This is a genomic window from Caballeronia udeis (genome assembly GCF_044909315.1).
GTDB classification, from domain to species: Bacteria; Pseudomonadota; Gammaproteobacteria; order Burkholderiales; family Burkholderiaceae; genus Caballeronia; species Caballeronia udeis_A.
In genome coordinates, this window is sequence record NZ_JBIYEB010000005.1 from 79,575 (window position 1) to 100,420 (window position 20,846).

General features: G+C 59.1%; 21 protein-coding genes and 1 pseudogene. 12 read left to right on the forward strand and 10 right to left on the reverse strand.

The window, feature by feature from the left end; all coding sequences use genetic code 11:
• Positions 1 to 15: 15 nt before the first annotated feature.
• The gene (locus ABH944_RS09885) at positions 16 to 975 is read right to left on the reverse strand and encodes a GlxA family transcriptional regulator (RefSeq protein ID WP_404606590.1); all 960 of its coding nucleotides are present in this window, start codon (positions 973 to 975) and stop codon (positions 16 to 18) included.
• Positions 976 to 1,084: 109 nt separating this feature from the next.
• Between ABH944_RS09885 and ABH944_RS09890 the strand changes: the two genes are divergently transcribed.
• Both ABH944_RS09890 and ABH944_RS09895 read left to right on the forward strand, forming a co-directional pair.
• Positions 1,085 to 1,390 carry a putative quinol monooxygenase gene (locus ABH944_RS09890; protein ID WP_404606591.1) on the forward strand — a complete coding sequence of 102 codons (306 nt, stop codon included), beginning with the start codon at positions 1,085 to 1,087 and terminating at the stop codon, positions 1,388 to 1,390.
• Positions 1,391 to 1,527: 137 nt separating this feature from the next.
• Complete coding sequence (locus ABH944_RS09895) at positions 1,528 to 2,142, forward strand: hypothetical protein (RefSeq protein ID WP_404606592.1); 615 nt, start codon at positions 1,528 to 1,530, stop codon at positions 2,140 to 2,142.
• 243 nt (positions 2,143 to 2,385) lie between these two features.
• On the opposite strand, the gene ABH944_RS09900 is transcribed toward ABH944_RS09895, so the two are convergent.
• A complete protein-coding gene (locus ABH944_RS09900) occupies positions 2,386 to 3,114 on the reverse strand; it encodes a TSUP family transporter (RefSeq protein WP_404606947.1) in 729 nt (242 codons plus the stop codon).
• Between ABH944_RS09900 and ABH944_RS09905 the strand changes: the two genes are divergently transcribed.
• Positions 3,019 to 3,219: a hypothetical protein gene (locus ABH944_RS09905; protein ID WP_404606594.1), complete on the forward strand. Its 201-nt coding sequence runs from the start codon at positions 3,019 to 3,021 to the stop codon at positions 3,217 to 3,219. The genes ABH944_RS09900 and ABH944_RS09905 overlap by 96 nt on opposite strands.
• 124 nt (positions 3,220 to 3,343) lie before the next feature.
• On the opposite strand, the gene ABH944_RS09910 is transcribed toward ABH944_RS09905, so the two are convergent.
• Positions 3,344 to 3,853, reverse strand: coding sequence for a hypothetical protein (locus ABH944_RS09910; RefSeq protein WP_404606596.1), 510 nt, complete (start codon positions 3,851 to 3,853; stop codon positions 3,344 to 3,346).
• Between the two features lie 315 nt (positions 3,854 to 4,168).
• Here ABH944_RS09910 and ABH944_RS09915 point away from each other — a divergent pair, with 315 nt between their 5' ends.
• The 4 genes and pseudogenes from ABH944_RS09915 (at position 4,169) to ABH944_RS09930 (ending at position 8,728) form a co-directional block, all read left to right on the forward strand.
• Positions 4,169 to 5,077, forward strand: coding sequence for a LysR family transcriptional regulator (locus ABH944_RS09915; protein ID WP_097273984.1), 909 nt, complete (start codon positions 4,169 to 4,171; stop codon positions 5,075 to 5,077).
• Between the two features lie 126 nt (positions 5,078 to 5,203).
• Positions 5,204 to 5,569, forward strand: coding sequence for a VOC family protein (locus ABH944_RS09920; protein WP_404606598.1), 366 nt, complete (start codon positions 5,204 to 5,206; stop codon positions 5,567 to 5,569).
• Positions 5,570 to 5,863: 294 nt separating this feature from the next.
• Positions 5,864 to 7,922: pseudogene (locus tag ABH944_RS09925) on the forward strand (bifunctional 2',3'-cyclic-nucleotide 2'-phosphodiesterase/3'-nucleotidase).
• Positions 7,923 to 7,927: 5 nt separating this feature from the next.
• The gene (locus ABH944_RS09930; protein WP_404606600.1) at positions 7,928 to 8,728 is read left to right on the forward strand and encodes a tetratricopeptide repeat protein; all 801 of its coding nucleotides are present in this window, start codon (positions 7,928 to 7,930) and stop codon (positions 8,726 to 8,728) included.
• Here ABH944_RS09930 and ABH944_RS09935 read toward each other — a convergent pair.
• The 5 genes from ABH944_RS09935 to ABH944_RS09955 all read right to left on the reverse strand — a co-directional run bounded on the left by ABH944_RS09935 (position 8,725) and on the right by ABH944_RS09955 (position 12,883).
• Positions 8,725 to 9,489 (reverse strand): DUF4410 domain-containing protein, encoded by a 765-nt coding sequence (locus ABH944_RS09935; RefSeq protein WP_404606601.1) that lies wholly within the window; start codon positions 9,487 to 9,489, stop codon positions 8,725 to 8,727. The two genes, ABH944_RS09930 and ABH944_RS09935, sit on opposite strands and share 4 nt — an antisense overlap.
• Before the next feature lie 312 nt (positions 9,490 to 9,801).
• A complete protein-coding gene (locus ABH944_RS09940) occupies positions 9,802 to 10,113 on the reverse strand; it encodes a non-heme iron oxygenase ferredoxin subunit (protein ID WP_404606602.1) in 312 nt (103 codons plus the stop codon).
• A gap of 8 nt (positions 10,114 to 10,121) precedes the next feature.
• Complete coding sequence (locus ABH944_RS09945) at positions 10,122 to 10,595, reverse strand: aromatic-ring-hydroxylating dioxygenase subunit beta (RefSeq protein WP_404606604.1); 474 nt, start codon at positions 10,593 to 10,595, stop codon at positions 10,122 to 10,124.
• Position 10,596: 1 nt separating this feature from the next.
• The gene (locus ABH944_RS09950; RefSeq protein ID WP_404606606.1) at positions 10,597 to 11,853 is read right to left on the reverse strand and encodes an aromatic ring-hydroxylating dioxygenase subunit alpha; all 1,257 of its coding nucleotides are present in this window, start codon (positions 11,851 to 11,853) and stop codon (positions 10,597 to 10,599) included.
• Between the two features lie 43 nt (positions 11,854 to 11,896).
• Complete coding sequence (locus ABH944_RS09955) at positions 11,897 to 12,883, reverse strand: 2Fe-2S iron-sulfur cluster-binding protein (protein ID WP_404606607.1); 987 nt, start codon at positions 12,881 to 12,883, stop codon at positions 11,897 to 11,899.
• Positions 12,884 to 13,017: 134 nt separating this feature from the next.
• Here ABH944_RS09955 and ABH944_RS09960 point away from each other — a divergent pair, with 134 nt between their 5' ends.
• Positions 13,018 to 13,920, forward strand: coding sequence for a LysR family transcriptional regulator (locus tag ABH944_RS09960; protein ID WP_404606609.1), 903 nt, complete (start codon positions 13,018 to 13,020; stop codon positions 13,918 to 13,920).
• Between the two features lie 94 nt (positions 13,921 to 14,014).
• Here ABH944_RS09960 and ABH944_RS09965 read toward each other — a convergent pair whose 3' ends face one another.
• The gene (locus ABH944_RS09965) at positions 14,015 to 14,479 is read right to left on the reverse strand and encodes a MarR family winged helix-turn-helix transcriptional regulator (RefSeq protein ID WP_404606611.1); all 465 of its coding nucleotides are present in this window, start codon (positions 14,477 to 14,479) and stop codon (positions 14,015 to 14,017) included.
• A 154-nt stretch (positions 14,480 to 14,633) separates the two neighbouring features.
• On the opposite strand from ABH944_RS09965, the gene ABH944_RS09970 reads away from it, so the two are divergent.
• The 4 genes from ABH944_RS09970 (at position 14,634) to ABH944_RS09985 (ending at position 18,944) form a co-directional block, all read left to right on the forward strand.
• Entirely contained in the window at positions 14,634 to 15,125 is a 492-nt protein-coding gene (locus ABH944_RS09970; protein WP_404606613.1) for a flavin reductase family protein, read from the forward strand.
• An 84-nt stretch (positions 15,126 to 15,209) separates the two neighbouring features.
• Positions 15,210 to 16,445, forward strand: coding sequence for an acyl-CoA dehydrogenase family protein (locus ABH944_RS09975; RefSeq protein ID WP_404606614.1), 1,236 nt, complete (start codon positions 15,210 to 15,212; stop codon positions 16,443 to 16,445).
• A gap of 17 nt (positions 16,446 to 16,462) precedes the next feature.
• Positions 16,463 to 17,455, forward strand: coding sequence for an amidohydrolase family protein (locus ABH944_RS09980; protein WP_404606616.1), 993 nt, complete (start codon positions 16,463 to 16,465; stop codon positions 17,453 to 17,455).
• A gap of 115 nt (positions 17,456 to 17,570) precedes the next feature.
• Positions 17,571 to 18,944, forward strand: coding sequence for an MFS transporter (locus ABH944_RS09985; RefSeq protein ID WP_404606618.1), 1,374 nt, complete (start codon positions 17,571 to 17,573; stop codon positions 18,942 to 18,944).
• Positions 18,945 to 19,133: 189 nt separating this feature from the next.
• Here the strand turns inward: ABH944_RS09985 and ABH944_RS09990 are convergent, their stop codons facing one another.
• The gene (locus ABH944_RS09990; RefSeq protein WP_404606619.1) at positions 19,134 to 20,720 is read right to left on the reverse strand and encodes a carboxylesterase/lipase family protein; all 1,587 of its coding nucleotides are present in this window, start codon (positions 20,718 to 20,720) and stop codon (positions 19,134 to 19,136) included.
• Between the last annotated feature and the right edge of the window lie 126 nt (positions 20,721 to 20,846).

The following is a 20,846-nucleotide window of genomic DNA, read 5'->3' on the forward strand; positions in this document are numbered from 1 at the left end:
GCCGCAAGGACGCTCTCACGACGCACGCAATTCACGCACACCCTTCCCTATCCGCCGCCGCAGCAATGTTCGCAACGTGTGGCCGTCCGCATACCCGACCTGCTCGGCAATGCGATCAACGGTGAGCTTGCTCGTCTTGAGAAGATGAACGGCACGCTCCACCCGCAGATCCTGAATGTACTCGACGGGTGTTTTACCGAGCACCGCGTCCAGACGTCGCGTCAAGGTCCGCTTGCTGGTCGCCAATGCATCGGCGACCACGTCGAGCGAGATTGCCGTTTCCAGGTGTTCACGCACCCAACGGTCGAAACGCTCGACGAGCGGGTCCGAATGGGCAAGGTGATCGGAGATCGCATACGCAGACTGCGACAGCCGCACATCGAATACGAGGTACTTGGCCACGAGCGCCGCAAGCTCGGGGCTCTTATTGCGGATCAACCAGAGCGCAAGGTCGACGTGGCTCAGGGCCGCCCCTGCCGTCAGCGCGCCGCCGCTGGGAACGACAATACGATGCGCGTCCAGGCGCACGTGCGGGTAACGCTGCCGGAACAGCGGCGAGAGCCACCAGGTGGTCGTGGCTTCGCCACCGTCGAGCAAGCCGCTTTCAGCCAGCACGAACGTACCCGTGCAGGCGGCTGCAACGCGGGCGCCGCCGCTGCGCCACGAACGCAAAGCACCTAACGCGTCGACCACATCGTCCCGGCCTAGCACAGGCACAAGCGTCTCGGCCGTCATGCGGTTGAGCGCCGGCAGGACGACCCAATCCGGCGCAGGGGCGTGGCTCATATCGCACACGGACACCTGCATCCCAAGCGCGGTACGCACCTCGGACCGCACCCCCACCACCGTGATCTCGAAGCCCGCCGTGGTCACCCCCGTCGCGTGCGCGAGGCTGTTGGCCATCGTCAAGCTATCGAGCACGGTGGTAAGACCCGTATCGAATACTCCATCAAGCGCGAGGACAAAAATTCGCATGGCAGGATTGGTACCGAGATTGTCGATTGAGACAGTATTCCCCGGCGCACTCTGTTTGTACAGTGTCGATCACTGCATGAACCTCTCATGCGGACACTGGAGAGCAAAGATGATCAGGCATGCCTTGTTTGTCCGACTTGAAGCCAAACCGGGAAAGGAGCAGGCGGTAGCAGACTTCCTTACTGCCGGCCTTGAAATGACCAATCGTGAGGCGACCACGCCGGTCTGGTTCGCCCTCAGGTTCTCGCCAACGACGTTCGGTGTATTCGACGCCTTTGCGACTGAAGACGATCGCCAGGCACACCTGGTCGGCGACATGGCCAATGCCTTGATGGCAAGCGCTGACGAGATGCTGGCAAGCCCTCCGGCGATCGAGTCGATCGACGTCCTGGCCATGAAGAATCGCCTGGCCTGATCGGTTTGTGTCGACCAGAGTAAGCGCTTTAGCGCTTACTCTGGTCCCATGCAGAGCACAAATCCAACCGCGCAAGATGCTTGCCGCGATCGTGGCGGCGTCCCGATTCAACCGCATTCATGTAGATGGAGTAACTCGTGTCGATTCATTACAAACTAGGTTTTTTGCTCGCTGCCCTCGCGTTTTCAAGCGTGTCATTTGCACAAGCGCCTGACGTCAAACCGGAACGAATTCGCGGCGATATCGTGTCGTTCAAAGGCGAGATACTGACCGTGCACCGCAACAGCGGCGACACCGTGTCGATCGATGTCAAGCCGGACGTTGGTGTGTCGGCGCTCAAGCCCGCCAAGCTTTCCGATGCCAAGGTCGGTTCGTACGTAGGGACGCCGGCGCTCGCGGGCGGCGATGGAAAATTGACGGCCACTTCGATGATCGTTTTTCCCGAGGCGGCACGCGGGACGGCCGAAGGGCATTTCGCTTATGACTTCGGCCCTCAAAGCACAATGACTAATGCAAACGTGGTGTCGGTTGTCACCGGCACCAGCGGCCGTGAACTGAACCTGTCGTACAAGGGCGGCAGCAGCACGGTGACGGTGCCAGAAAGTGTCCCGGTCGTGACGCCGGTTCCGGCGGCCAGAACGGATCTGACTGCGGGGAAGAAAGTGTTCGTCGTAGTGACGCCGGGTGCGGGCGGAGTTTATGACGCGCACGTGCTGTTCGTCGAAAAGGACGGCGTGGCGCCGCAGTTCTAATGCATGACGCCGGTCCGCTGTGAGCGCTCGTGGCGATGATTTGACCCATGCGCAGCAAGCGCGGCCGGCCACGGTACCGGACTGATATCGTGCCCGGGATCATGGATGACTACAGCAGCGACTACAAGCGGCTGGATGCCGTCAACACTGCGATCTCCCTCCCCATTCATTTAATCATCCTGATCGATTTTTACGTTTTCTTATTCAAGTCTGGCCGCGGCATGCCAGTTTGCAACCCGAACCCTACAAGACGTGTGATTTCCAGATCATTTGAAACGCAGCGGCAAGCACAAAAAGCAGCACCAGGATTCGAAACGCACCGGGCGGGAGTTTGTCGCGAAGCGGGCGTACGAGCATGATGCCGGCAATAACGGGGATGCTTGCCGAGGTTGAAATAGCGATGTCGGTCACGCTCGTATGAGCGCCGCCGCTGAAGGTAAGGATCAGGGTAAGGACTGATACAACGAGAATGATCGCGATCTGTTTGGTAAATGCCTTGCCTGTTGCCCCCGTCGCAATCAGATACATCGCAAGCAAGGGGCCGGGCACCGACGCGATGCTTTCCATCACCGCCGCGCCAAATCCAAACACAAAACCCGCAGGCCTGGCCAATGCAGGAGAAAGCGTGAGCTTCGGCACGGCGAGCAACAAAAGCGCGGCAAGCATCAGCAGACCACCGGCAGCAGCTTGTGCGCGATGCGGTGCGAGTGAGATCAAGACCGTCACGCCCACGATATTTCCCAGGACGGTGCCAATAAGGACCGTCGCAATACGGCGGACCGTGGGTAGCATCTCGCCGCCTTCCAGCGCTTGCGGGATATTGCCGAGAATGATCGGCATTGACAGAAGAAGCACTGCCTGCTTGATCGGCAGGAATTGACTCAATATTGGCATGGCGATAAGTGGCACGCCAATGCTGACGACCCCCTTGACCATGCCGCCAAGCACGAGCGCGACAACGACCCCGAGTATTTCGGGCAGATTGAGCGCCTGAAGGCTGGCGCCGAGAACGCCGTCAGTGAGATTGATTTGAGCCGCCGTAAAAATGAAGGATATCTTGGCCGCTATGCAACATGAACGGCCGGATCGCAGGGTTTAGTGTTGGAGAGGCCAAGCATTTCGAATGCAGTCATTCCAGCCCTGGCTGCACGGCTTCATTGCCTGGGCGACACGTGCCCGTGCTCGCTCATTTACTTGCTCTCTACTCGGTAGATCCGGCCGGCGGCCGCGGTCGAAAGCCCACGATCAGAGCATTGGCCTCCTCGAAGAACGCATCAGGGAAGGTCATCGAGATGTGGGTAAGCGCGATGCGGGCGGCCGTGAGCATCATTGAAAGTTGCTGGTCTGAGGCCGACTCACCGAACAGCACCCGCTGTCCGAGCGCCACGCCGCCATCCCTCGCAAAAAGACGCAAAACGTAACCAAGGGAGGAGTTGGTCAGCATTTCAGCGCCGTATGTGTCGGCAAGCGCGGTGAGCATGGCGAGTTCCACCTTGTTCGGCCGATGGGGCACACGACGCTCTGTCCGGCGTATCCCACTTGCTGGCACGCTGCCGCTCAAAGGCGAAACGCGGGTGACAATCTGGGCCGCCGCATCGAGCGCTTGCACCCCCGACCTGAGCCCTGCCCTGAATGCCGAAATGGCTGCGTCCATCTGGAGCACGAGACGAGCGGTTTCCTGGCTGGCTGGATCGGGCATGGTTTTGGACATTGGCAAAACTCGGGGCGGGGGTGCCCAACTTTACACCTGAAATGCATGTCCCATGAAGCGCTCTACCTATCGCGAGGACACGCTTGCCCAATGATCGAACCGATCACGTCAGGAACGGATAGTGCCTCGACCCCGACAGGTGGCCATGGATGCCGGACGCATGTTGCAGGCGTCTGCTGCAATCCCGGACGCAGCTGCATTCGGGCAATCATGCCCAGGCACACTGGCATGCATGGCCGTCGCTATGATTTTCCACTATTGTTAAGGGAAGCGTGCTGATCCGCTCTCCCTTTTGTCTTCCGCTCCCGGGCAATAATGACCTTTAGTCTTCAGCAACTTCATGCGTTCACAACGATTGTCGAAAGCAGCAGCCTCGGTCGCGCAGCGGAGGTTCTCCATGTGACGCAACCGGCTCTGAGCCGCACGATCAAGAGACTGGAGGAAGAGCTCGGCGCGCCTCTGTTCGAACGCCATTCGAAAGGCATGCAACTGACCGCGATCGGCGAAGCCCTGCTCCCGCACGCCACCCTGCTGCTGCATGAAGCGGACAATGCGCGTGAAGAGATCGATGCAATCCGCGGCCTCGCGAAAGGCACGATCCGGGTAGGCGCCGTGGCAAGCATTGCAACGCTCGTGCTGCCCCTGGCGGTCAGCGGCGTGCTGGCCCGCTGGCCGAACTTGCGCGTGCAGATTATTGAGGGTGTGTGGGACCGGCTCGCCGACAGCTTGCTCAAGCAGGAAATCGATCTCGCGCTCAGCATGGCAGTGCCCGATACGGCCGAGATTGCAGCCATAACCGATTGTTGCTGGGAAGACACGAGCTACGTGGTGGCCGCGCTCGATCACCCGCTGCGTGCCAAAACCGATCTATGCCTCGCCGACACCCTCGGTCAGCAGTGGTGCGTGCCGCCTCGTGGCACAGGCCCGTTCGAGCACATGCAGCGCGTGTTCGCCGAGCATGGACTCCCCATGCCGGAGATCGCGGTCGAGACCCGCTCCATCACCGTCCTGAAGAGTCTTGTCACGCGAGCGCGGTTTTTAAGCTGGATGGCCGCACCCATGTACGACACCGAAAGCGCGGCCGGCGTGTTCGATACCCTGCCCATTCCAGGACTCGTCGCACGCCGCACGCTAATGGCCTTCCGGCGCCGCCAGGGCATCCTGCCTCGCCCGGCGGTCATGCTGCTGGAACAGCTGCGGCAGTTGACCGCGACCGCTGCATGAGTTCTCCGATCGCTCCGGATGCGGCCGGTTGCTGCGTGTTTCCGGTGCGCCTTGCAGCTTGATAAAATTCCCGTGCTGTTTCGCCCACAATGGAAGCAACCTCATCTTGCGGAGTGACGAACCATCATGGACCAGATCCTCGCTATCCGACCTTTCGTGCCCGCGAAAGACTTCGATGCTTCAAAGCGTTTCTATCGCGCATTGGGGTTCACGCTGACCCACGAGGACGAGAGCATTGCGGTATTGAAGCTGGGCAGTTTCAGCTTCATTCTTCAGAATTTTTACGTAAAGGAATTTGCCGAAAACTGCATGATTCAGCTTCTCGTCCGGGATGTGGATTCGTGGTGGCAGAAAACGAAACCCGGCGAGCTTGTCGAACAGTTTTCGGTCGGTGCCCCTCGCGAGCCGGCGCTGCAAAGCTGGGGCATGAAGGTCGGGTTCATCTTCGATCCTTCCGGCGTGCTTTGGCACGTGGCTGAAGTCCCTTTCTGAACCCACCGGTTTCGATCCTTGACCTTTGATGCCTGACGCCTGACTACACGCAAGGGCGCGAGCCCTTGGTGCGAGCAGGCGTCATCCAACTCTCTCCGCGCCAATCTCCGCTGTTTCCACCACGCCTCGCGCTATGCGGCTGTCCGCCTTCATGGCCAACGCGCCGTCGAATTGCGGTGAAAATCTCACCGGAACCATACAGATAACTGTCATATTCATTACATAAGCTCGCGGCTTCATTGGACGGATGCACATTCGTGCTCGTCAAAAAAGGCGAATGGCCGAGGAGATTCCATGTTGCGCGCGAGATCGAAACGAATTGACAAAGCATTGCCCGTGTTCCTGAAAATAAGCGTTGCCGCATTGATCGGAGCCTTGGCCGGATGCGGCAGCAGCGACGACGCTGCCGCGCCGCAAGTAGCCGATGGCACAAAGGCGACGCTTGCCTTGCTGGAAACCACCGACATCCACACCAACGTCTGAGCTACGACTATTTCAAACTGGCGGAAGACAAGTCGATCGGTCTGGAACGTACCGCAACCCTGATTGCCGCTGCGCGCAAGGAGTTCCCCAACACGGTGCTGCTGGACGATGGCGACACTATCCAGGGCGCCGCGCTCGCCGACTATCAAGCCCAGGTCTCACCGGTTGATTGCAAGACCACACTAGCGATCTACAAGGTGATGAATTCGTTGAAGTACGACGCGGGCACCATCGGAAATCATGAGTTCAACTACGGCCTGCCCTTTCTCGGACAAGTCACCGGCACGAAACTGGACGTCCCGAACATGCCGCCGGTCGCCCAGCAATCGACTTGCTCGGGACCGGGCTTCCCGCTTGTCCTGGCAAACGTCCTTGGTGCAAAGAGTTCGCAGCCCATCTTCAAGCCTTATACGATCGTTACGCGTAACCTCACAGCAACCACGACTGACGGCAAGCAAGTGACTGCACCCGTGAAATCGGCGGTATCGGTTTTACGCCCCCGGCCATCATGGCGTGGGACAAGCGGTATCTGGACGGAAACGTCTTTACACAGGGACTCAAGGAGACGGCGGAAAAGTATGTCCCGCAAATGCGCGCTGAAGGTGCGCAGATTGTTGTCGCGTTGTCTCACGGGGGACTCGACGCGTCGCCGTATTCTCCATCGATGGAAAACGGCAGCTACTATTTGTCCACGATACCGGGCATTGACGCATTGATGATCGGCCATTCGCACCAGATCTTCCCGGATGCAGCGAGCACCTACACGCCGTTCAATCTTCCCGGCGTCGACAAGGTGAAGGGAACCGTGAATGGCGTTCCGACCGTGATGGCCAATTTTTGGGGCAAGCATCTTGGCGTGGTGTCGTTGTCCATGACCTATTCGAAGGGTGCATGGGTGATCGACAAGAGCGCGACGAAGGTCGAAGCCCGTCCCATTCAGAACGCCGACAAGACCTATGTCGCCGCTGATCCGGCGATCTCGGCCGCGATTGCAGCCGAGCACGCGGCAACGATCGCTTACGTCAAGACGCCGGTAGGAACCACTGACTTTCGCATGACCACCTACTTCGCCGACGTGGGTGACGTCTCCGCCATCGAGATCGTCAACCAGGCGCAAGCGCAGTACGTCGCAGACTACGTCGCGGCGAATCTTCCCCAGTACGCAGGCATTCCGGTTCTGTCAGTGAGCGCGCCGTTCAAGAGCGGCTTCGGCGGCGGTAACGACTTCACCGACGTCACCGCAGGCAACGTCGCCATCAACAATGCCGCCGACCTGTATCTGTATCCGAACACGGTGTATGCCGTCAAAGTCGCTGGTGCGGACCTGAAAGCATGGCTTGAAACGGCTGCCCAACGATTCAATCGGATCGATCCGGCCAAGACCACCGCGCAAGCTCTTGTCAGCAACTATCCCGGATACAACTTCGACATGATTACGTCGAAGGATTTCACGTATCAGATCGATGTCACCCAACCGGTCGGCAGCAGGATCCAGAATCTTTCCTATAAGGGAGTGACGGTTGCGGCTGATCAGGCATTCATCGTGGCGACGAACAACTACCGTGCAAGTGGCGCCGGCAACTTCCCGGGGCTTGACGGCAGCAAGACGATCTATGCCTCTCCCGATGCGAATCGCGATGTGCTGATCTCGTACATCAAGAAAATCAAGTCGATGACCAGCGCGACAAATGGCGTGGATCGAAGCTGGCGATTCGCCAAGGTCGCAACCCAGGGTCCGGTCACGTTCGCCTCTGCCCCCAACCTTGCGTCCCTCGCACAGACCCAGGGCATCACGAATATCGCGCAGATCCAGGCAGACGATGGCACGGGCAAGGGACTGGCGGTTTATCGCATCGATCTGAGCCAATGAGCGTCATGAAAAAACGAATGATGATTGCCGCAGCGCTGGCGTGTGCCGCCATGCTCGGCGCTGCCGGCATCACCGGTATCGCTGCGCGCCATGTCAGCACGGAACGCGTCGACGACTGGCGAATGCAAGCCATGTCCACGCATCAACCGCTTGCGGTGTGGTGCCTGCGAGTCGCTGAAGCGGCGGGCAATCCTGCCGCGCGCTTGGCGCTTGCTCATGTGCTGATCGCGAGCGCAGACACCGGAGACGTACGTCATGGTGTGGATCTGCTTCGGCAGGCAGCCCGCCTCGGCAACGCCCGAGCGCAACTTCAGTTGGGCAAGCTTCTGCTCAAAGGCCAGCCGGGCATTGATGTGGATTATGTGGAGAGCCGGCACTGGTTGATGAAGGCCGCGCCAAAGGGCCCGGTGAATCTGCCGGCAGTCGTCAGGGAAGCGCCTGACCTCGACGATAATCCGGCCGGTTTTGCAGCGCTCTATCTTGCCTCGATTTACAGGAACGGATACGGCGTGGCACGCAACCGCCAGCTTGCGTTCTACTGGCTCAATCGCGCTGCACTGGCAGGCGTGCCGCAAGCGCAATTCCAGTTGGCGAATGTATATCGCGAGGACGGGATCGTGCCCCGGGACGACGCCCGCGCCCTCCACTGGTTGACGCTCGCCAGCGAAGCCGAGCTGGCCGAGGCAAACCTTGCACTGGCGATAGCCTACAAAAACGGGGAACTGGGTTTGACCGCAGACAATGACCGGTACTGGTCATATGTGAAGGAGACGGCACACGACTACAAGCATACGGTCGTGCATTAACCCTTGATGCGATCAGGCGTCATCCAGCCCTCGGCTACGCCGATCTGCGCGAGCTGCTTCGCGATGGAATCGGCGAGCCGCTTCGCGTCCGCCGACACGCCGGCGTGTTTCGTCTCGGACACCGCATGCAGACCCACGCCTGCGGCAGCCGATGTCGCGACATGTCCGGCCGCGGCGCCAATCCCGGCCGTTTCCGCCACGCCAGGCGCCTTGCCGCTGTCCGCCTTCGCATCGAAACTCTGCACCAGCCTCGGCATTTGGCCCGCCGGTTGATACACGACCTGAACGGACGTACCGACCTGGCTTTTCCCCGCGCCCAGACCAACCAGCATCCGGCGGCGGCGATTCCCGGCATCGATCGTGTCGAAGCTTCCCTGCACGATCAGGACATTCCGGTCCGCAGGCGCCGGCGAATCCGCACGCACGGCGTGCAAGCCCATTGACTGCAATTGCTTCACGATTTCATCGGCCACCTGCTCGCGCACTTCAACGGCGCTGTCAGCTTGCTTCTGCATGGTCGACACGCTGTCGAATTGCGACTTCACCTTCTGAAGCAAACCACCGTCGAGTTTCACCTGGTCCGGCGTGCTCGCAAATGTATAGACATAAATGGTCTCCGGCCGCACTTGCGACGCCGCTGGAAAAGCACTCACGTTGGTTACACCACCAGCACAGCCGGTCAGCAGGACAGCGCAGAAAGCCAACGCGGACAGTGCACGAAGAGAGCTTCGCCCGGCTAACATCTTAAGAATATTCAGCATGTTCATTCCTGTCATCGACACCATCGTGTCTCGATTATTCAAACACGTCGTCCGATGAGATAAACAAGTATGGATAGCTGATCATCGGCGCTCTATATGCACAGGAAAATGCCGGGTCGGAACTGCGTTGAATCTGCGTCTTTCTGGCGTTCCTGCAACGAAGTGGAGTATGAATGAACCGCCCTGCAATCTCCATTCAACAATTATGTCGCGGCATGTCACGGGCAACGTGACGCCCATTTCATCAGAGGATTTCTGGTGGTGCCGATCGGCCTTACGCCTGACCTGCAGCCCCTTTGTCTCTCCTGCGACCTAAATGTCCACGTAGACGCTGCCGTCTTCGATCTTGACCGGATACGTCCGGATATCCGCCGCCAGGGGTTCGCACATCGCTTTTCCGCTCCGGATATCGAACCTTCCCTGATGCAACGGGCACTCGATCTCGTGCCCTTCCACAAAACCGTCGCAGAGACGGGCGTGGCCATGCGTGCAGATATTGTCGGTGGCAAAAACCTCGCCATCCACACCGTAGATGGCCAGCTCCCTGTCTCCCGCCTGCACTGCGACGACGTCGTCGGCGGGAACTTCAATCAACTCGATAACCTTCATCCATTGCCGTGTCATCTCAAACCTCAGATCGGGTAGATCAGCGAGTTAGAGATCATCTCGCTATCAAAAACGCATATACGCGACTCAAACTTCAATCCTTCGTCTGTCCGGCGGATTGTGTCGAGATAGCGGCCGACATTGAACACCGTGGACATTTCGTCAGGCTTGGTTCGGAATACTGCATAGTTCGCTTCCGACCGGATCGTTTCGGCTTCGACCTTCAGGATGCGCGGGACGCTCACAACGTGCCGCTGGTAGTACGGATCATGAAAGATGGTCTCGGTCGCCCCGTAGATCCGGTCCTTCAACATCCCCCGGCTCTCGAACGACAGTGTGGCGAGCGGATAACCGCGCTCGAAGTTTTCACGAGGCTGGACTTTGTACACGCACACCTCCGTGAAGAAGTCCGGCCATTTGTCCCATTCGTTGTTGTCGATTGCTGCGGCATAGTCCGAGTACAGTGCAAGCAGTTGCTGATATGTATTGAAATCGAGCATCTCAAACCTCCATCACACGACGCCAGTAGTCGTACATTCCGCGAATGAGCGTTTCGGTAACCATGTGACCGGAATCCGCCACTTCGCGCCCGCCAAGCTCGACCACCGTTCTATGGAACGGCTTTTGTTCGAAGCCTTCCTGGGAAAATTCGATAACCTCGCCGTCGTCGGCGGAAACGAAACCTGCCGGGCCAAACAGATTGGCCTGGCGAAGCCGCCGCCACGTCATCTCCTCGCCGTCCTGCTCGAATCCGAAATGCGTCCAGACAAAATCGAATGAACCATGCCCGGTTGGCTGGATGTGCCTTGTCGACACGGAGTTAACCTGCTGCTGGATGATCACGCTTGGGAACAGCGTCATCATCACGGCTGTCGGTTCGCCCCACCACGCCTCCTTGACGACATCCAGGAAGCGATCATCGTGCAGGCTCATCTGGTCCTTGAAGCTGGATACACCGCTCGTCACATCGCCCTTGCCACCGGCGCCACGTGTGGAAATCATGGCTGCGTGCCGGAAGTGTTCATCCATCTTCAGTTCGGATTTGTTGTCTGCCCGCCAGAGTCCGAACGTGACGAACCATGTATGCAGCAACCCGGGGTGATACGGATCCTTGATGTTCTCCTGCATCAGCTTCCAGTTCCCGGGAATACGCTGCCGGCTATATCCGAGAATGGTCAGCTTGCGGCCATCGAAGACACGGTCGAAGTAGCCCAGGATGGTGGGCCCCAGGTACTCCTCGAGCGATGGAACGCCGTGGTCGAACGACGCAAACACAACACCGTTGCGGATTGCGACTTTCAGCTTCGTGAGACCGTGATCCTTCGGATCGAAATCGGATGGCATTCCGCCGTTCACTCGACCGTCAAGCTTCACCCCGCGACGGAAGGGAACGCCGACAAGATTTCCCTTGAGGTCGTAGTTCCACTGGTGGTACGGACAGGTGAAGTCCTTTCGATTGCCGAACTTCTCCCGGCAAAAGCGAACACCGCGATGCGCGCAGACATTCTCCACCACATGGATTTCGCCGTCGGCCGCCCGGGTGACAATCACGGACCGCTCGCCAATGACTGTGCGCTTGAAATCGCCGGGATTCGGAATCTCGGCCTCAAGCGCCACATAGCACCAGTGTCGCGAGTAGAAAAACCGCTCAAGCTCGCGACGGTAGATATCGTCGTCTGTGTATGCCCAGAATGGAATCCGGCTGGAACCCTCGCCTTTCCATTCCGACCGCTTAAAAACAAGGGGAGTCTCGTTCATGCTGTGTCTCCTGTGATTTGATTTACAAGGCGCCGTTCAGTCGTCAAACACCGGTCGAATAGAAGGCGTCGGCGTAAATTCGTTCGGGCGCCATGCCCCTCTGGCGAAGCAGCATGGACGCCGCCTCGACCATGACCGGCGCGCCGGCCACATAGGCGGTCCAACCCTGCATATGGCTCCAGTCGTCGCTCACTGCCTGCGTCACCACACCACCGCGGTAATCCGCCGAGTCCATCCCGGACGCAACGACAATGTGAAAGCTCATGTGTGGAAGCCGGCTTCGCAATTCGCTCAGCCAGGGTTCACCATAGATATCAATGCTGGAACGCACGCCGAAATAGACATGCACGGGGTTATTCATTCCGATATCCGCCATGCCTCTCAGGATCGAGAGGATGGGCGCGAGACCCGTGCCACCCGCAATACACACGATCGGGCCGTCGGTTTTACGGCGTAAATAGGCCGTGCCGAGCGGACCGCTCAGGCGCACCGAGTCACCAACCTTCAGATCGTTGGCCACATACGAGGTGACTCGCCCGTCGGGTACAAGTCGAATATGAAACTCGATCTCGTCCGGGTTTTGCGTGACCGCCATGGAGTACGGCCGGGCATGGTGCGGCGCAAATTGCAGATTCGCGTATTGCCCGGGCGAGAATTCGAAAGGCTTCGGCAGACCGAGTCGCACACGCTTTATGTCATGCGTGAGGTCTTCAATCGCGAGAACTGTAGTCTTCAGAATCTTCGCGGGATGAACGACGACTTCATCGACATCCGGTATCTCGATCGCGCAATCCTCAACCAGCGTCGTCTGGCACGCGAGGACCGACTCACCCATGCCGGATGGCGCACTGGAATCTTCACTGCCGGTCACCAGCACACGGCCCGAGGCAAGCTTGCAGCGACAGGTGCCGCAACGTCCTGACATGCAACTGTAAGAAATGGGGATCTGGTTTGCGCGCAGTACGTCAAGCAGGTTTTCCCCGGCGCGCACATCGAGGGTCCGCCGAAGCGGCAGAATTGATACGTCCATGACGCCAGTGTCTCCGGTCTGGTCTATCGATGGGATGATCATGCCGCCGGAAGCGTTATTGATAAATAGAAGATGGTTGATATATAAAATCACTGGCAGTGATAATGCGAGAACCAGAAAAGAGGAGACGCAACATGGAGCTTCAGGACATTGACCTGAACCTGCTGGTGGTATTCAACGAACTGCTGCGTCAGCGCCGGGTATCGGCCGTGGCCGGGACACTCGGTATTTCTCAACCGGCCATCAGCAACGCGCTCAACCGGCTGCGCAAGATTCTCGGCAACGAACTTTTCATTCGGACATCGAAGGGAATGATACCGACACCCTTCGCCGAGACTCTTGCCGAACCCATAGGCTACGCGCTGGGGACGATCCACAACACGCTCAACGCGCCATCAACCTTCGACCCTGCATCGAGTACGCGTGCATTCACCGTTGCCATGACAGATATTGGAGAAATCTATTTTCTTCCTGCCCTCATGGAGAAGCTGGCGAAGGTGGCCCCCGGCGTGACAACCAGCACGGTACGCAACCAGGCCGATACGCTTCGCGACGAGATGGAAAAAGGACAGGTGGACCTCGGGGTCGGTTTTTTACCGGACCTGAAGACCGGATTTTTTCAACGCCGCCTGTTTCGACAACGCTATGTCTGCATTTTCCGCAAAGGTCACCCGGTTGCCAAAACGGGAATGTCGCTCAAGGCGTTCAGTGAAGCCGAGCACGTTTCAATCATCGCCGAAGGCACTGGCCATGGCATGGTTGATTCAGCCATCCAGCGGGCCGGCGTCGGCCGGCATATCCGCTTGCGAGTACCGCATTTCGTCGCGGTTGGACACATTCTCCAGACGACCGATCTGATTGCCGTGGTACCGGAAGCCTATGCAATGAAAACGCTTGCGCCGTTCGGCCTTGAAGCCGTGGCTTGTCCCGTGAAAATTCCGGACATCGTGATCAATGTCCTGTGGCACGCCAGAAATCACCGCGAACCGAGCAATCAGTGGCTCAGGCAACTCATCTTTGAGGCGTTCTCGCGTTAGGTTTGGACGTTGCCCGACTCATCGTGATTCCAGACGCCGCGAAGCGCGCCCGGTACAAAACGCGGGCGCGGAAGTTCCTGGCCCTTGAGCGATCTTATTTTTCTTCAGAGGCAGGAAGTTCGATCTCGCTCTCGAGCGTGTCGAGTTGCGAGTAGACATCGGCAAGCGTCTTCTTCAAGATCGCGAGCATCGTCTTCGATAGTCCGCTGACCGCAACTTCCTCGAAGTGCTGCGCGATCGGCATCAATTCCGCCACAAGCGCCTCGCCCCCCTTCGTCAGAGCAATCGCCACCGTTCTCGCGTTGTTTTCGAGCCTGCTGCGAGAGACCAGCCGCATCTTCTCCATCGTGCCGATCAGCCGTGACAGGGTCGAGATCTCGATCGTCGTCATCAACGCGAGGTCGTTAAGCCTTTGATCAGGAACCTCCAGGAGCGCGGCCATCACCCGATACATCGGCAAGGTCACACCGTACGAGGCGATCCTGCGCGAAAAGAGATCCCCCATCCGCACACCCACACGGTTCAGAAGGTAGGGAACGGAGTCAGTCAGTTTGTACACGGGTCGCTTCCTCGAGCTTATTGGCCAACTCATTGAGCAATTCTATCAAACCAACAATTCCATCCGCATTAATTTCATTGAAAACATTTGCAAATGCAAATATAGTAAATGCAACACGGTGCCTCAGAGCCCGCGCCCCCTGTCAGGAGACGTCATGGAAACCCCGTCCATCCCCCAGCCCGAAGTGGGGGCTTCGTTCCGTGCGGCCATGCGCCGTATCGCATCCACGGTCACGATCGTTACCGCCTCCGATGAGAGCCGCCGTCACGGCATGACCATGACGGCGGTGAGCTCGCTGTCCATGGAGCCTCCTTCCATGATTGTCTGCGTGAACCAGTCCACGTTCCTGCACGACATCCTTCAATCCGCGCGGGGCTTCTGCGTCAACGTGCTAAGACACGATCACGCCGCGGTTTCAACCGCGTTCAGTGGCAAGGCGACGCCCGAAGAGCGGTTCCTCACGGGCGACTGGGAAAGAAATGCCCACGGCATCGATTTCCTGAGCGATGCCCAGGCAAACATCTTCTGCCGGAAGGTCGCGGCCGTTCCCTTTGGCACCCACACCATCTTCATCGGCACGGCGGTCCATGTGCGACTCAATGAGGCCGCCAGTCCGCTGCTGTATCGCAACGCCGCTTATTGCTGAATTGCTGAATTGCTGAATCCAGTCGTCGCCGCACGCGATGCGGGCGGCCCCTGCCGCAACGAATTCCATGGAGGTGAAGTCATCATGGCTGTCGCAGAAAAAGCTTTTGAAACCCTGTTTTCGCCCGAGGCCTGCCTTCCGGGTGTGGACAAATTGCGTGAAAGAATTGTCGGTTTAAGTGCAACGCTCCGTGCCGGGGCCGCCCAGGTTGAAAAAGATCGCCGGGTGCCAATGGAAAGCATCGAGGCACTGCGCGCGGCCGGCTACTTCGCCATCGTCAAGCCGCGCGCGTTGGGCGGATACGGATATGACTTCTCCGTTCTTGTCGACTTGAACATTGATCTCGCCAAGTGGTGTGCCTCCACGGCGTGGGTGGCCGGACTGCTCTCCGCGCATCAATGGCTGGTATCGAGCTTTCCGGGCCAGGCCCAACGCGACGTCTGGCAGGACACACCCGACGCGCTCGTCTGCGGTTCCTATGCCCCCGCCTGTCAGGCCGAGGCCGTGGACGGCGGCTTCCTGATCAGCGGGCGCTGGAGCTTCGCAAGCGGTTGCGAATGTGCCCAATGGTCGCTCTGTTCAGCGTTTCTCCCTGCCGGCGACGGCCGCGCCGCGGCTGCCCCCGCCTTCCTCCTTGTGCCCGCGACAGACTATTCAATCGACGACACGTGGCATGTCGTCGGCCTCGCCGGAACCGGAAGCAAGACGCTGGTTCTGGACAAGGTATTTGTCCCGGCTCATCGCGCCCTGATGTTTTCGGAGACAACGACCGGCCAGACGCCGGGCGCCCGCCTCTATCCAGACCAGCCAGGCCTCGCCATTCCGATGCTGAGCACCATCCCGTCCTGTCTCGCATCGGTCGCTGTCGGCGCCGCGCAGGGCGCGCTTGAAGACTACCTGGACCGTACCAGCCGCCGTGTAACGCGGGGAGCGGTCGCGGGAGGGCAAAACAAAATGGCCGACTTCCCGACTATCCAGCTGCGTGTCGCCGAGGCCGCCGCCAGTTGCGACGCAGCGAAAAGAATCCTCCTGGCAGATCTGGCCGAACGCGAGGCGACCGTCAGAAGCGGGCAGCGGATTTCAGTGGAGGACCGGATCACGAGCCGCCGTGGGCAAGCCTTCTCCGTGTCACTTGCCATTCGTGCAACCGAAGCGTTGAATGCGTCAACGGGCGGCCAAGGCCTGGACCTTTCTCATCCGGTACAGCGCGCATGGCGGGACGCGAACGCTGTCGGCCGCCACATCAGCATGAATTGGGACACCGTGGGAACGATGTACGGGCAGATGGCGCTCGGCCTCGAACCCAAAGGTCAATACTGAGACTATTGGAGCGTCATATGTCATTCAAAGCCACCCGCAAGATCGCCCTGGAAGAGCACTTCGCCCTTGATGAAACTGTTCAGGACTCCGCAGGCTTCGTGCCTCCCTCATACTGGGTCGAGCTGAAAAGCCGCTTGCTCGATATTCAGGAACGCCGGATCCAGGAAATGGATAACAACGGAATCGAGCTGATGATTCTTTCGCTCAATGCGCCGACGGTGCAGGCGATTCCGGACACGCAGGCGGCGTACGACCTGTCACGCCGCGCGAACGACTTCCTCGCCGAACAGATCGCGAAACGCCCGGACCGCTTCAAAGGCTTCGCTGCGCTGCCCATGCAATCACCGGAACTGGCCGCGCGCGAACTCGAGCGCTGTGTGAAGGAGCTCGGCTTCGTTGGTGCACTGGTCAACGGGTTCTCGCAGTCGGATGAGAAAGGTGGCGTGCTGTATTACGACCTGCCGCAATTTCGCGCGTTCTGGGCTACCGTCCAGACGCTTGACGTGCCCTTCTACCTGCATCCACGCAATCCGCTGCCCGCGCATGCTCCCATCTACGACGGTCATCCGTGGCTGCTCGGTCCGACCTGGGCCTTCGGTCAGGAAACGGCCGTGCACGCGTTGCGTTTGATGGGCTCCGGACTCTTCGACGAATACCCTCGCCTGAAGATCATTCTCGGGCATATGGGCGAAGGCCTGCCGTATAGCATGTGGCGCGTCGACAACCGCAACGCATGGGTCAAGACTGAACCTGCCTATCCCGCGAAAAGGCGGATAGCAGATTACTTCCATGAGAACTTCTGGCTGACGACATCGGGCAACTTCCGGACACAGACCTTGGTCGATGCAATGCTTGAAATTGGGTCTGACCGCATCCTGTTCTCCGCTGACTGGCCGTTTGAAAACGTAGACCACGCGGCCGAGTGGTTCGATACGGCGTCGATCAGCGACAACGACCGGATCAAGATCGGCCGGACCAACGCCGCGCGCCTGTTCAAGTTCGAGGACTGACCGCATGCCATAGGGCATCAAGGCAAACCGGCATCAGGGGCAGGCAATGTCATGACACGACGGTCCAACGATGACAAGGCCGTGTCACAAAATCAATATCGTGGAGCGAGACACCATGCAAGCAGACGTCATCAACGTGCATGAGGAACTGGCTGAAGCCAGGGTCGGCAAAATGCATGCGCGGCTGGGTGTGATACTGGCCCTGCTCACGCTCTTTGACGGATACGACACGTTCAATCCGGCGTATGTGATTCACTACGTCAGGGGCCCATGGGCTTTGACACTTCAGCAGGCCGGAATGCTGGTATCAAGCGGACTGATCGGCTTCCTGTTTGGCGCGGCGTTTCACGGCGTCGTCGCCGACCGCTTCGGCCGGCGTGTAACGTTGATCGCCGGCCTCTGGATCACCACGGTGTTCTCCATACTGACGGCGGTGCTTGCCGACTCGTTTGCGTCGTTTTGTGTGCTCCGGATATTGACGGGCCTGGGACTCGGGGTGCTGCTGCCGCTTTCCACGACCTATATCAATGAACTGGCGCCGCGCCGCGTAGCAAATACGTTTTCCCTTTGGGGCGTCGCGCTCGGTTGGGCGATGGGCGGTGCAATCGCCGGACTGGTCGGGGTTTTCCTCACGCCTTTGACGGGTTGGCGCGGTCTCTATTGGGTCGGATCATCTTCCGTACTTCTTATCCCTCTTCTTTACCTGTATCTGCCGGAATCGCCCAAGTTCGCCCTCTTGCGAGGACGCAAGGCTGAAGTAAAGGCGATCCTCATGAAACTCCGCCCCGAGCGCGCTGACTTCTACGAGCGATGTGACATTGCACCGGCGCCCGCCATGCCGAAAGCACCTGTGCTTGCACTTCTGAGCAAGGAATATCGCAGGTTGACCATCGCCATATGGCTGACAAGCTTCCTGAGTCTCTTCTGCATATTCGGCCTGTCGGGATGGATTCCGACATTGATGCAGACACGTGGCGAAAGCTTCTCTGCCAGCTTCGGCTTCGGTGCCCTGATGCAGATGATGTCGTTTGCAGGTGGACTCGTGTGCGGCTGCGTCGTCGATCGCCGCGGGTCGCCGCGCGTGTGGCTTTGTGCGTGGTGGGCGGGCGGCGCAGTGTCCGTCCTGGCGCTCATTTTCCTGCACAATCACCTTGCCAACATGATCTGCGCTGCAGCAGCCGGGTTCTGCATCATCGGCGCGCAGTTTGTTCTCAACAACTTCACGGCCGCATCCTACGCTACGAGCATACGCGCCACGGCGGTAGGAATGGAGCTGGGTGTTGGCCGGCTTGGCGCCATTCTCGGCCCGTTCATCGGAGGCGCGATACAACAGTTCTTCGGCGGCACCAACACACTGCTCCTCGCAATAGGGATCGCGTCCTCAGGCGCCGCGCTGAGCGTTCTGTTTGCCCGGAAGACGGCTGTATGCCGCTTTGAAAGGCTGGACCTGCCTGAGTCCGAGAGCGCAACCGGCACAGCTCATGGATAGTACTAAGGAATCCTGATGACAGTTTCGATTCAATTGCGACGTGCCAGTCATGAACGCTATCCTCTGGATCAGCATGAATGCCGGAAGATAGCATTGTCGCATCCGCGCGGGACCCTGCTTTCAAGGCAGGATCACCCGCGGGTCAGATGCACGCGGATCCTGGCGCCCTGCCAGCCGCGCGGCTTCGCGTCACAAGTGCTGCGAGGGTGGTTGCCCATACCAGTAACTGCAATTGTGGGCGCTATACGCGTCATACGTGTTCGAGACGGGATAACCAAAGTCGAGAATCTGTCGCGTCGCGGACGTATAAGCCGGCCAGTTCGCAACCGTGCTCCCCGTATTCGGATTGCCGGAGTGAGCGAATGCCGAGAGCGCTGCCGTCATTGCGTCCGACAGCGTTGCCTGATTGGCGGTGGGTGTCGGAATCAGTTGCCACCAGTAGTCGAGATCGGACGAATGAAAGGTGCCGTAGTCAAGCGTGGTCGGCGGAAGAATGGAAGTCAGTCCGCCCACGTTGTATGGCGCCGGATCAGAAAAGCGGTACATGTACACCGCTGGCGAGAACCTGGCGAGATTGTCGCCGTCCTGAAGGGCGGTGCAAACGAACCTGTAGTCGGCAAGTGCCGCTGCCAGTGCCTGACTGGGCGACGAATACTGGGCAAGCGGATAAAGTGCGGCCGTGCTGGCACCGGGAACGCCGAGGTACCCCGCAATGGTATTCGTGTAGTTCGCTGCCTGGACCGGATTGCCTTGGGCATCGAAAGCCGCCGCGACGAAAAACGTGCCTTCGTTCTGCGTAAACCCCGATATCAGGGGCACACGATTGAACGTGCCGGCGGCAAATGCCTGGGACGTCGAGGTGGGCAGCACCTTGCCGTCGACGATCGCGTACCAGGCGTTGGGATTGCCTTGCAAGGTGGCCGCAGCAGGAAGCTGCCGCAGGCAATCTGCGCTCGCGGCCGAGCCGCAGCCCCACCCGTTCGCAAGCGTGGTGCCGCTGGTTTCAGCTTGGGCCAGTGTCGCTTGAACCCGGCTGAAGTCACCGCTTTGCGCGACCGCCTTCGCAAACAATCCCGCTGATCCGGGCGACGCAAGTTGAACATAAACGGAATGTCCGCCAGCTGAATCGCCGAAGATAGTCACGTTCTTCGGGTCACCGCCGAATGCGCCAATGTTCTTCTGCACCCAAGTCAGTGCAGCGACCTGGTCCATGACTCCATAATTGCCCGCAGCTCCGTTCGGATCCTCGGCGGCAAGCGCCGGATGGGCGAGAAAGCCCAGTGCATTGAGCCGGTAGTTGAACGTCACCACAATCGCATTCGATTTGACAGCCAGGGCTGAGCCATCAGTGGCAATACCGGAGCCGTTGATAAACCCGCCGCCGTGAATCCAGAACAGCACGGGCAAAGGAGTGGTTACCGTAGTCGGTCCAGGCACATAGATGTTCATGTACAGACAGTCTTCGCTGCCTGCCATGGCAGGCGCCGTACCCTGCACGCACTCCGACCCGGCATGCGATGCGTCATAAACGCCCGAGTACTGTGCTGCCGCAACAGGCGCTTTCCAGCGAAGCGCGCCGACGGGCGGCGCCGCATACGGCAAGCCCAGATACTCATGCACCCCGTTGACGGTTATGCCTCTTGCCTGGCCCTGAGCGGTCTGAACCAGATTCGGGTCACCCACAGTACTACTGTCACTGCCGCCGCAACCCGCGGCCATCAACGGCACGGTTACTGCGATAGTCCATCCAATGGCTTTTCGACGGTATTTTTTCATGCTTGTCTCCTGATTTGCGAGTCAAAGCGCATGCGCCCTGACTCTTCACAGCCATGGCCGCGAGCGGCATTGTCCAAGGCCGCCCTTGTCGTGTCGCCTTATGGCGTTTATTTTTTTAGGCAAAAG

Coding starts and splice junctions, on each gene's coding strand:
- ABH944_RS09885 (WP_404606590.1), bottom strand. CDS start 975: ATGCGAATTTTTGTCCTCGCGCTTGATGGAGTATTCGATACGGGTCTT.
- ABH944_RS09890 (WP_404606591.1), top strand. CDS start 1,085: ATGATCAGGCATGCCTTGTTTGTCCGACTTGAAGCCAAACCGGGAAAG.
- ABH944_RS09910 (WP_404606596.1), bottom strand. CDS start 3,853: ATGTCCAAAACCATGCCCGATCCAGCCAGCCAGGAAACCGCTCGTCTC.
- ABH944_RS09915 (WP_097273984.1), top strand. CDS start 4,169: ATGACCTTTAGTCTTCAGCAACTTCATGCGTTCACAACGATTGTCGAA.
- ABH944_RS09920 (WP_404606598.1), top strand. CDS start 5,204: ATGGACCAGATCCTCGCTATCCGACCTTTCGTGCCCGCGAAAGACTTC.
- ABH944_RS09930 (WP_404606600.1), top strand. CDS start 7,928: ATGAAAAAACGAATGATGATTGCCGCAGCGCTGGCGTGTGCCGCCATG.
- ABH944_RS09935 (WP_404606601.1), bottom strand. CDS start 9,489: ATGCTGAATATTCTTAAGATGTTAGCCGGGCGAAGCTCTCTTCGTGCA.
- ABH944_RS09940 (WP_404606602.1), bottom strand. CDS start 10,113: ATGACACGGCAATGGATGAAGGTTATCGAGTTGATTGAAGTTCCCGCC.
- ABH944_RS09945 (WP_404606604.1), bottom strand. CDS start 10,595: ATGCTCGATTTCAATACATATCAGCAACTGCTTGCACTGTACTCGGAC.
- ABH944_RS09950 (WP_404606606.1), bottom strand. CDS start 11,853: ATGAACGAGACTCCCCTTGTTTTTAAGCGGTCGGAATGGAAAGGCGAG.
- ABH944_RS09955 (WP_404606607.1), bottom strand. CDS start 12,883: ATGGACGTATCAATTCTGCCGCTTCGGCGGACCCTCGATGTGCGCGCC.
- ABH944_RS09960 (WP_404606609.1), top strand. CDS start 13,018: ATGGAGCTTCAGGACATTGACCTGAACCTGCTGGTGGTATTCAACGAA.
- ABH944_RS09970 (WP_404606613.1), top strand. CDS start 14,634: ATGGAAACCCCGTCCATCCCCCAGCCCGAAGTGGGGGCTTCGTTCCGT.
- ABH944_RS09975 (WP_404606614.1), top strand. CDS start 15,210: ATGGCTGTCGCAGAAAAAGCTTTTGAAACCCTGTTTTCGCCCGAGGCC.
- ABH944_RS09980 (WP_404606616.1), top strand. CDS start 16,463: ATGTCATTCAAAGCCACCCGCAAGATCGCCCTGGAAGAGCACTTCGCC.
- ABH944_RS09985 (WP_404606618.1), top strand. CDS start 17,571: ATGCAAGCAGACGTCATCAACGTGCATGAGGAACTGGCTGAAGCCAGG.
- ABH944_RS09990 (WP_404606619.1), bottom strand. CDS start 20,720: ATGAAAAAATACCGTCGAAAAGCCATTGGATGGACTATCGCAGTAACC.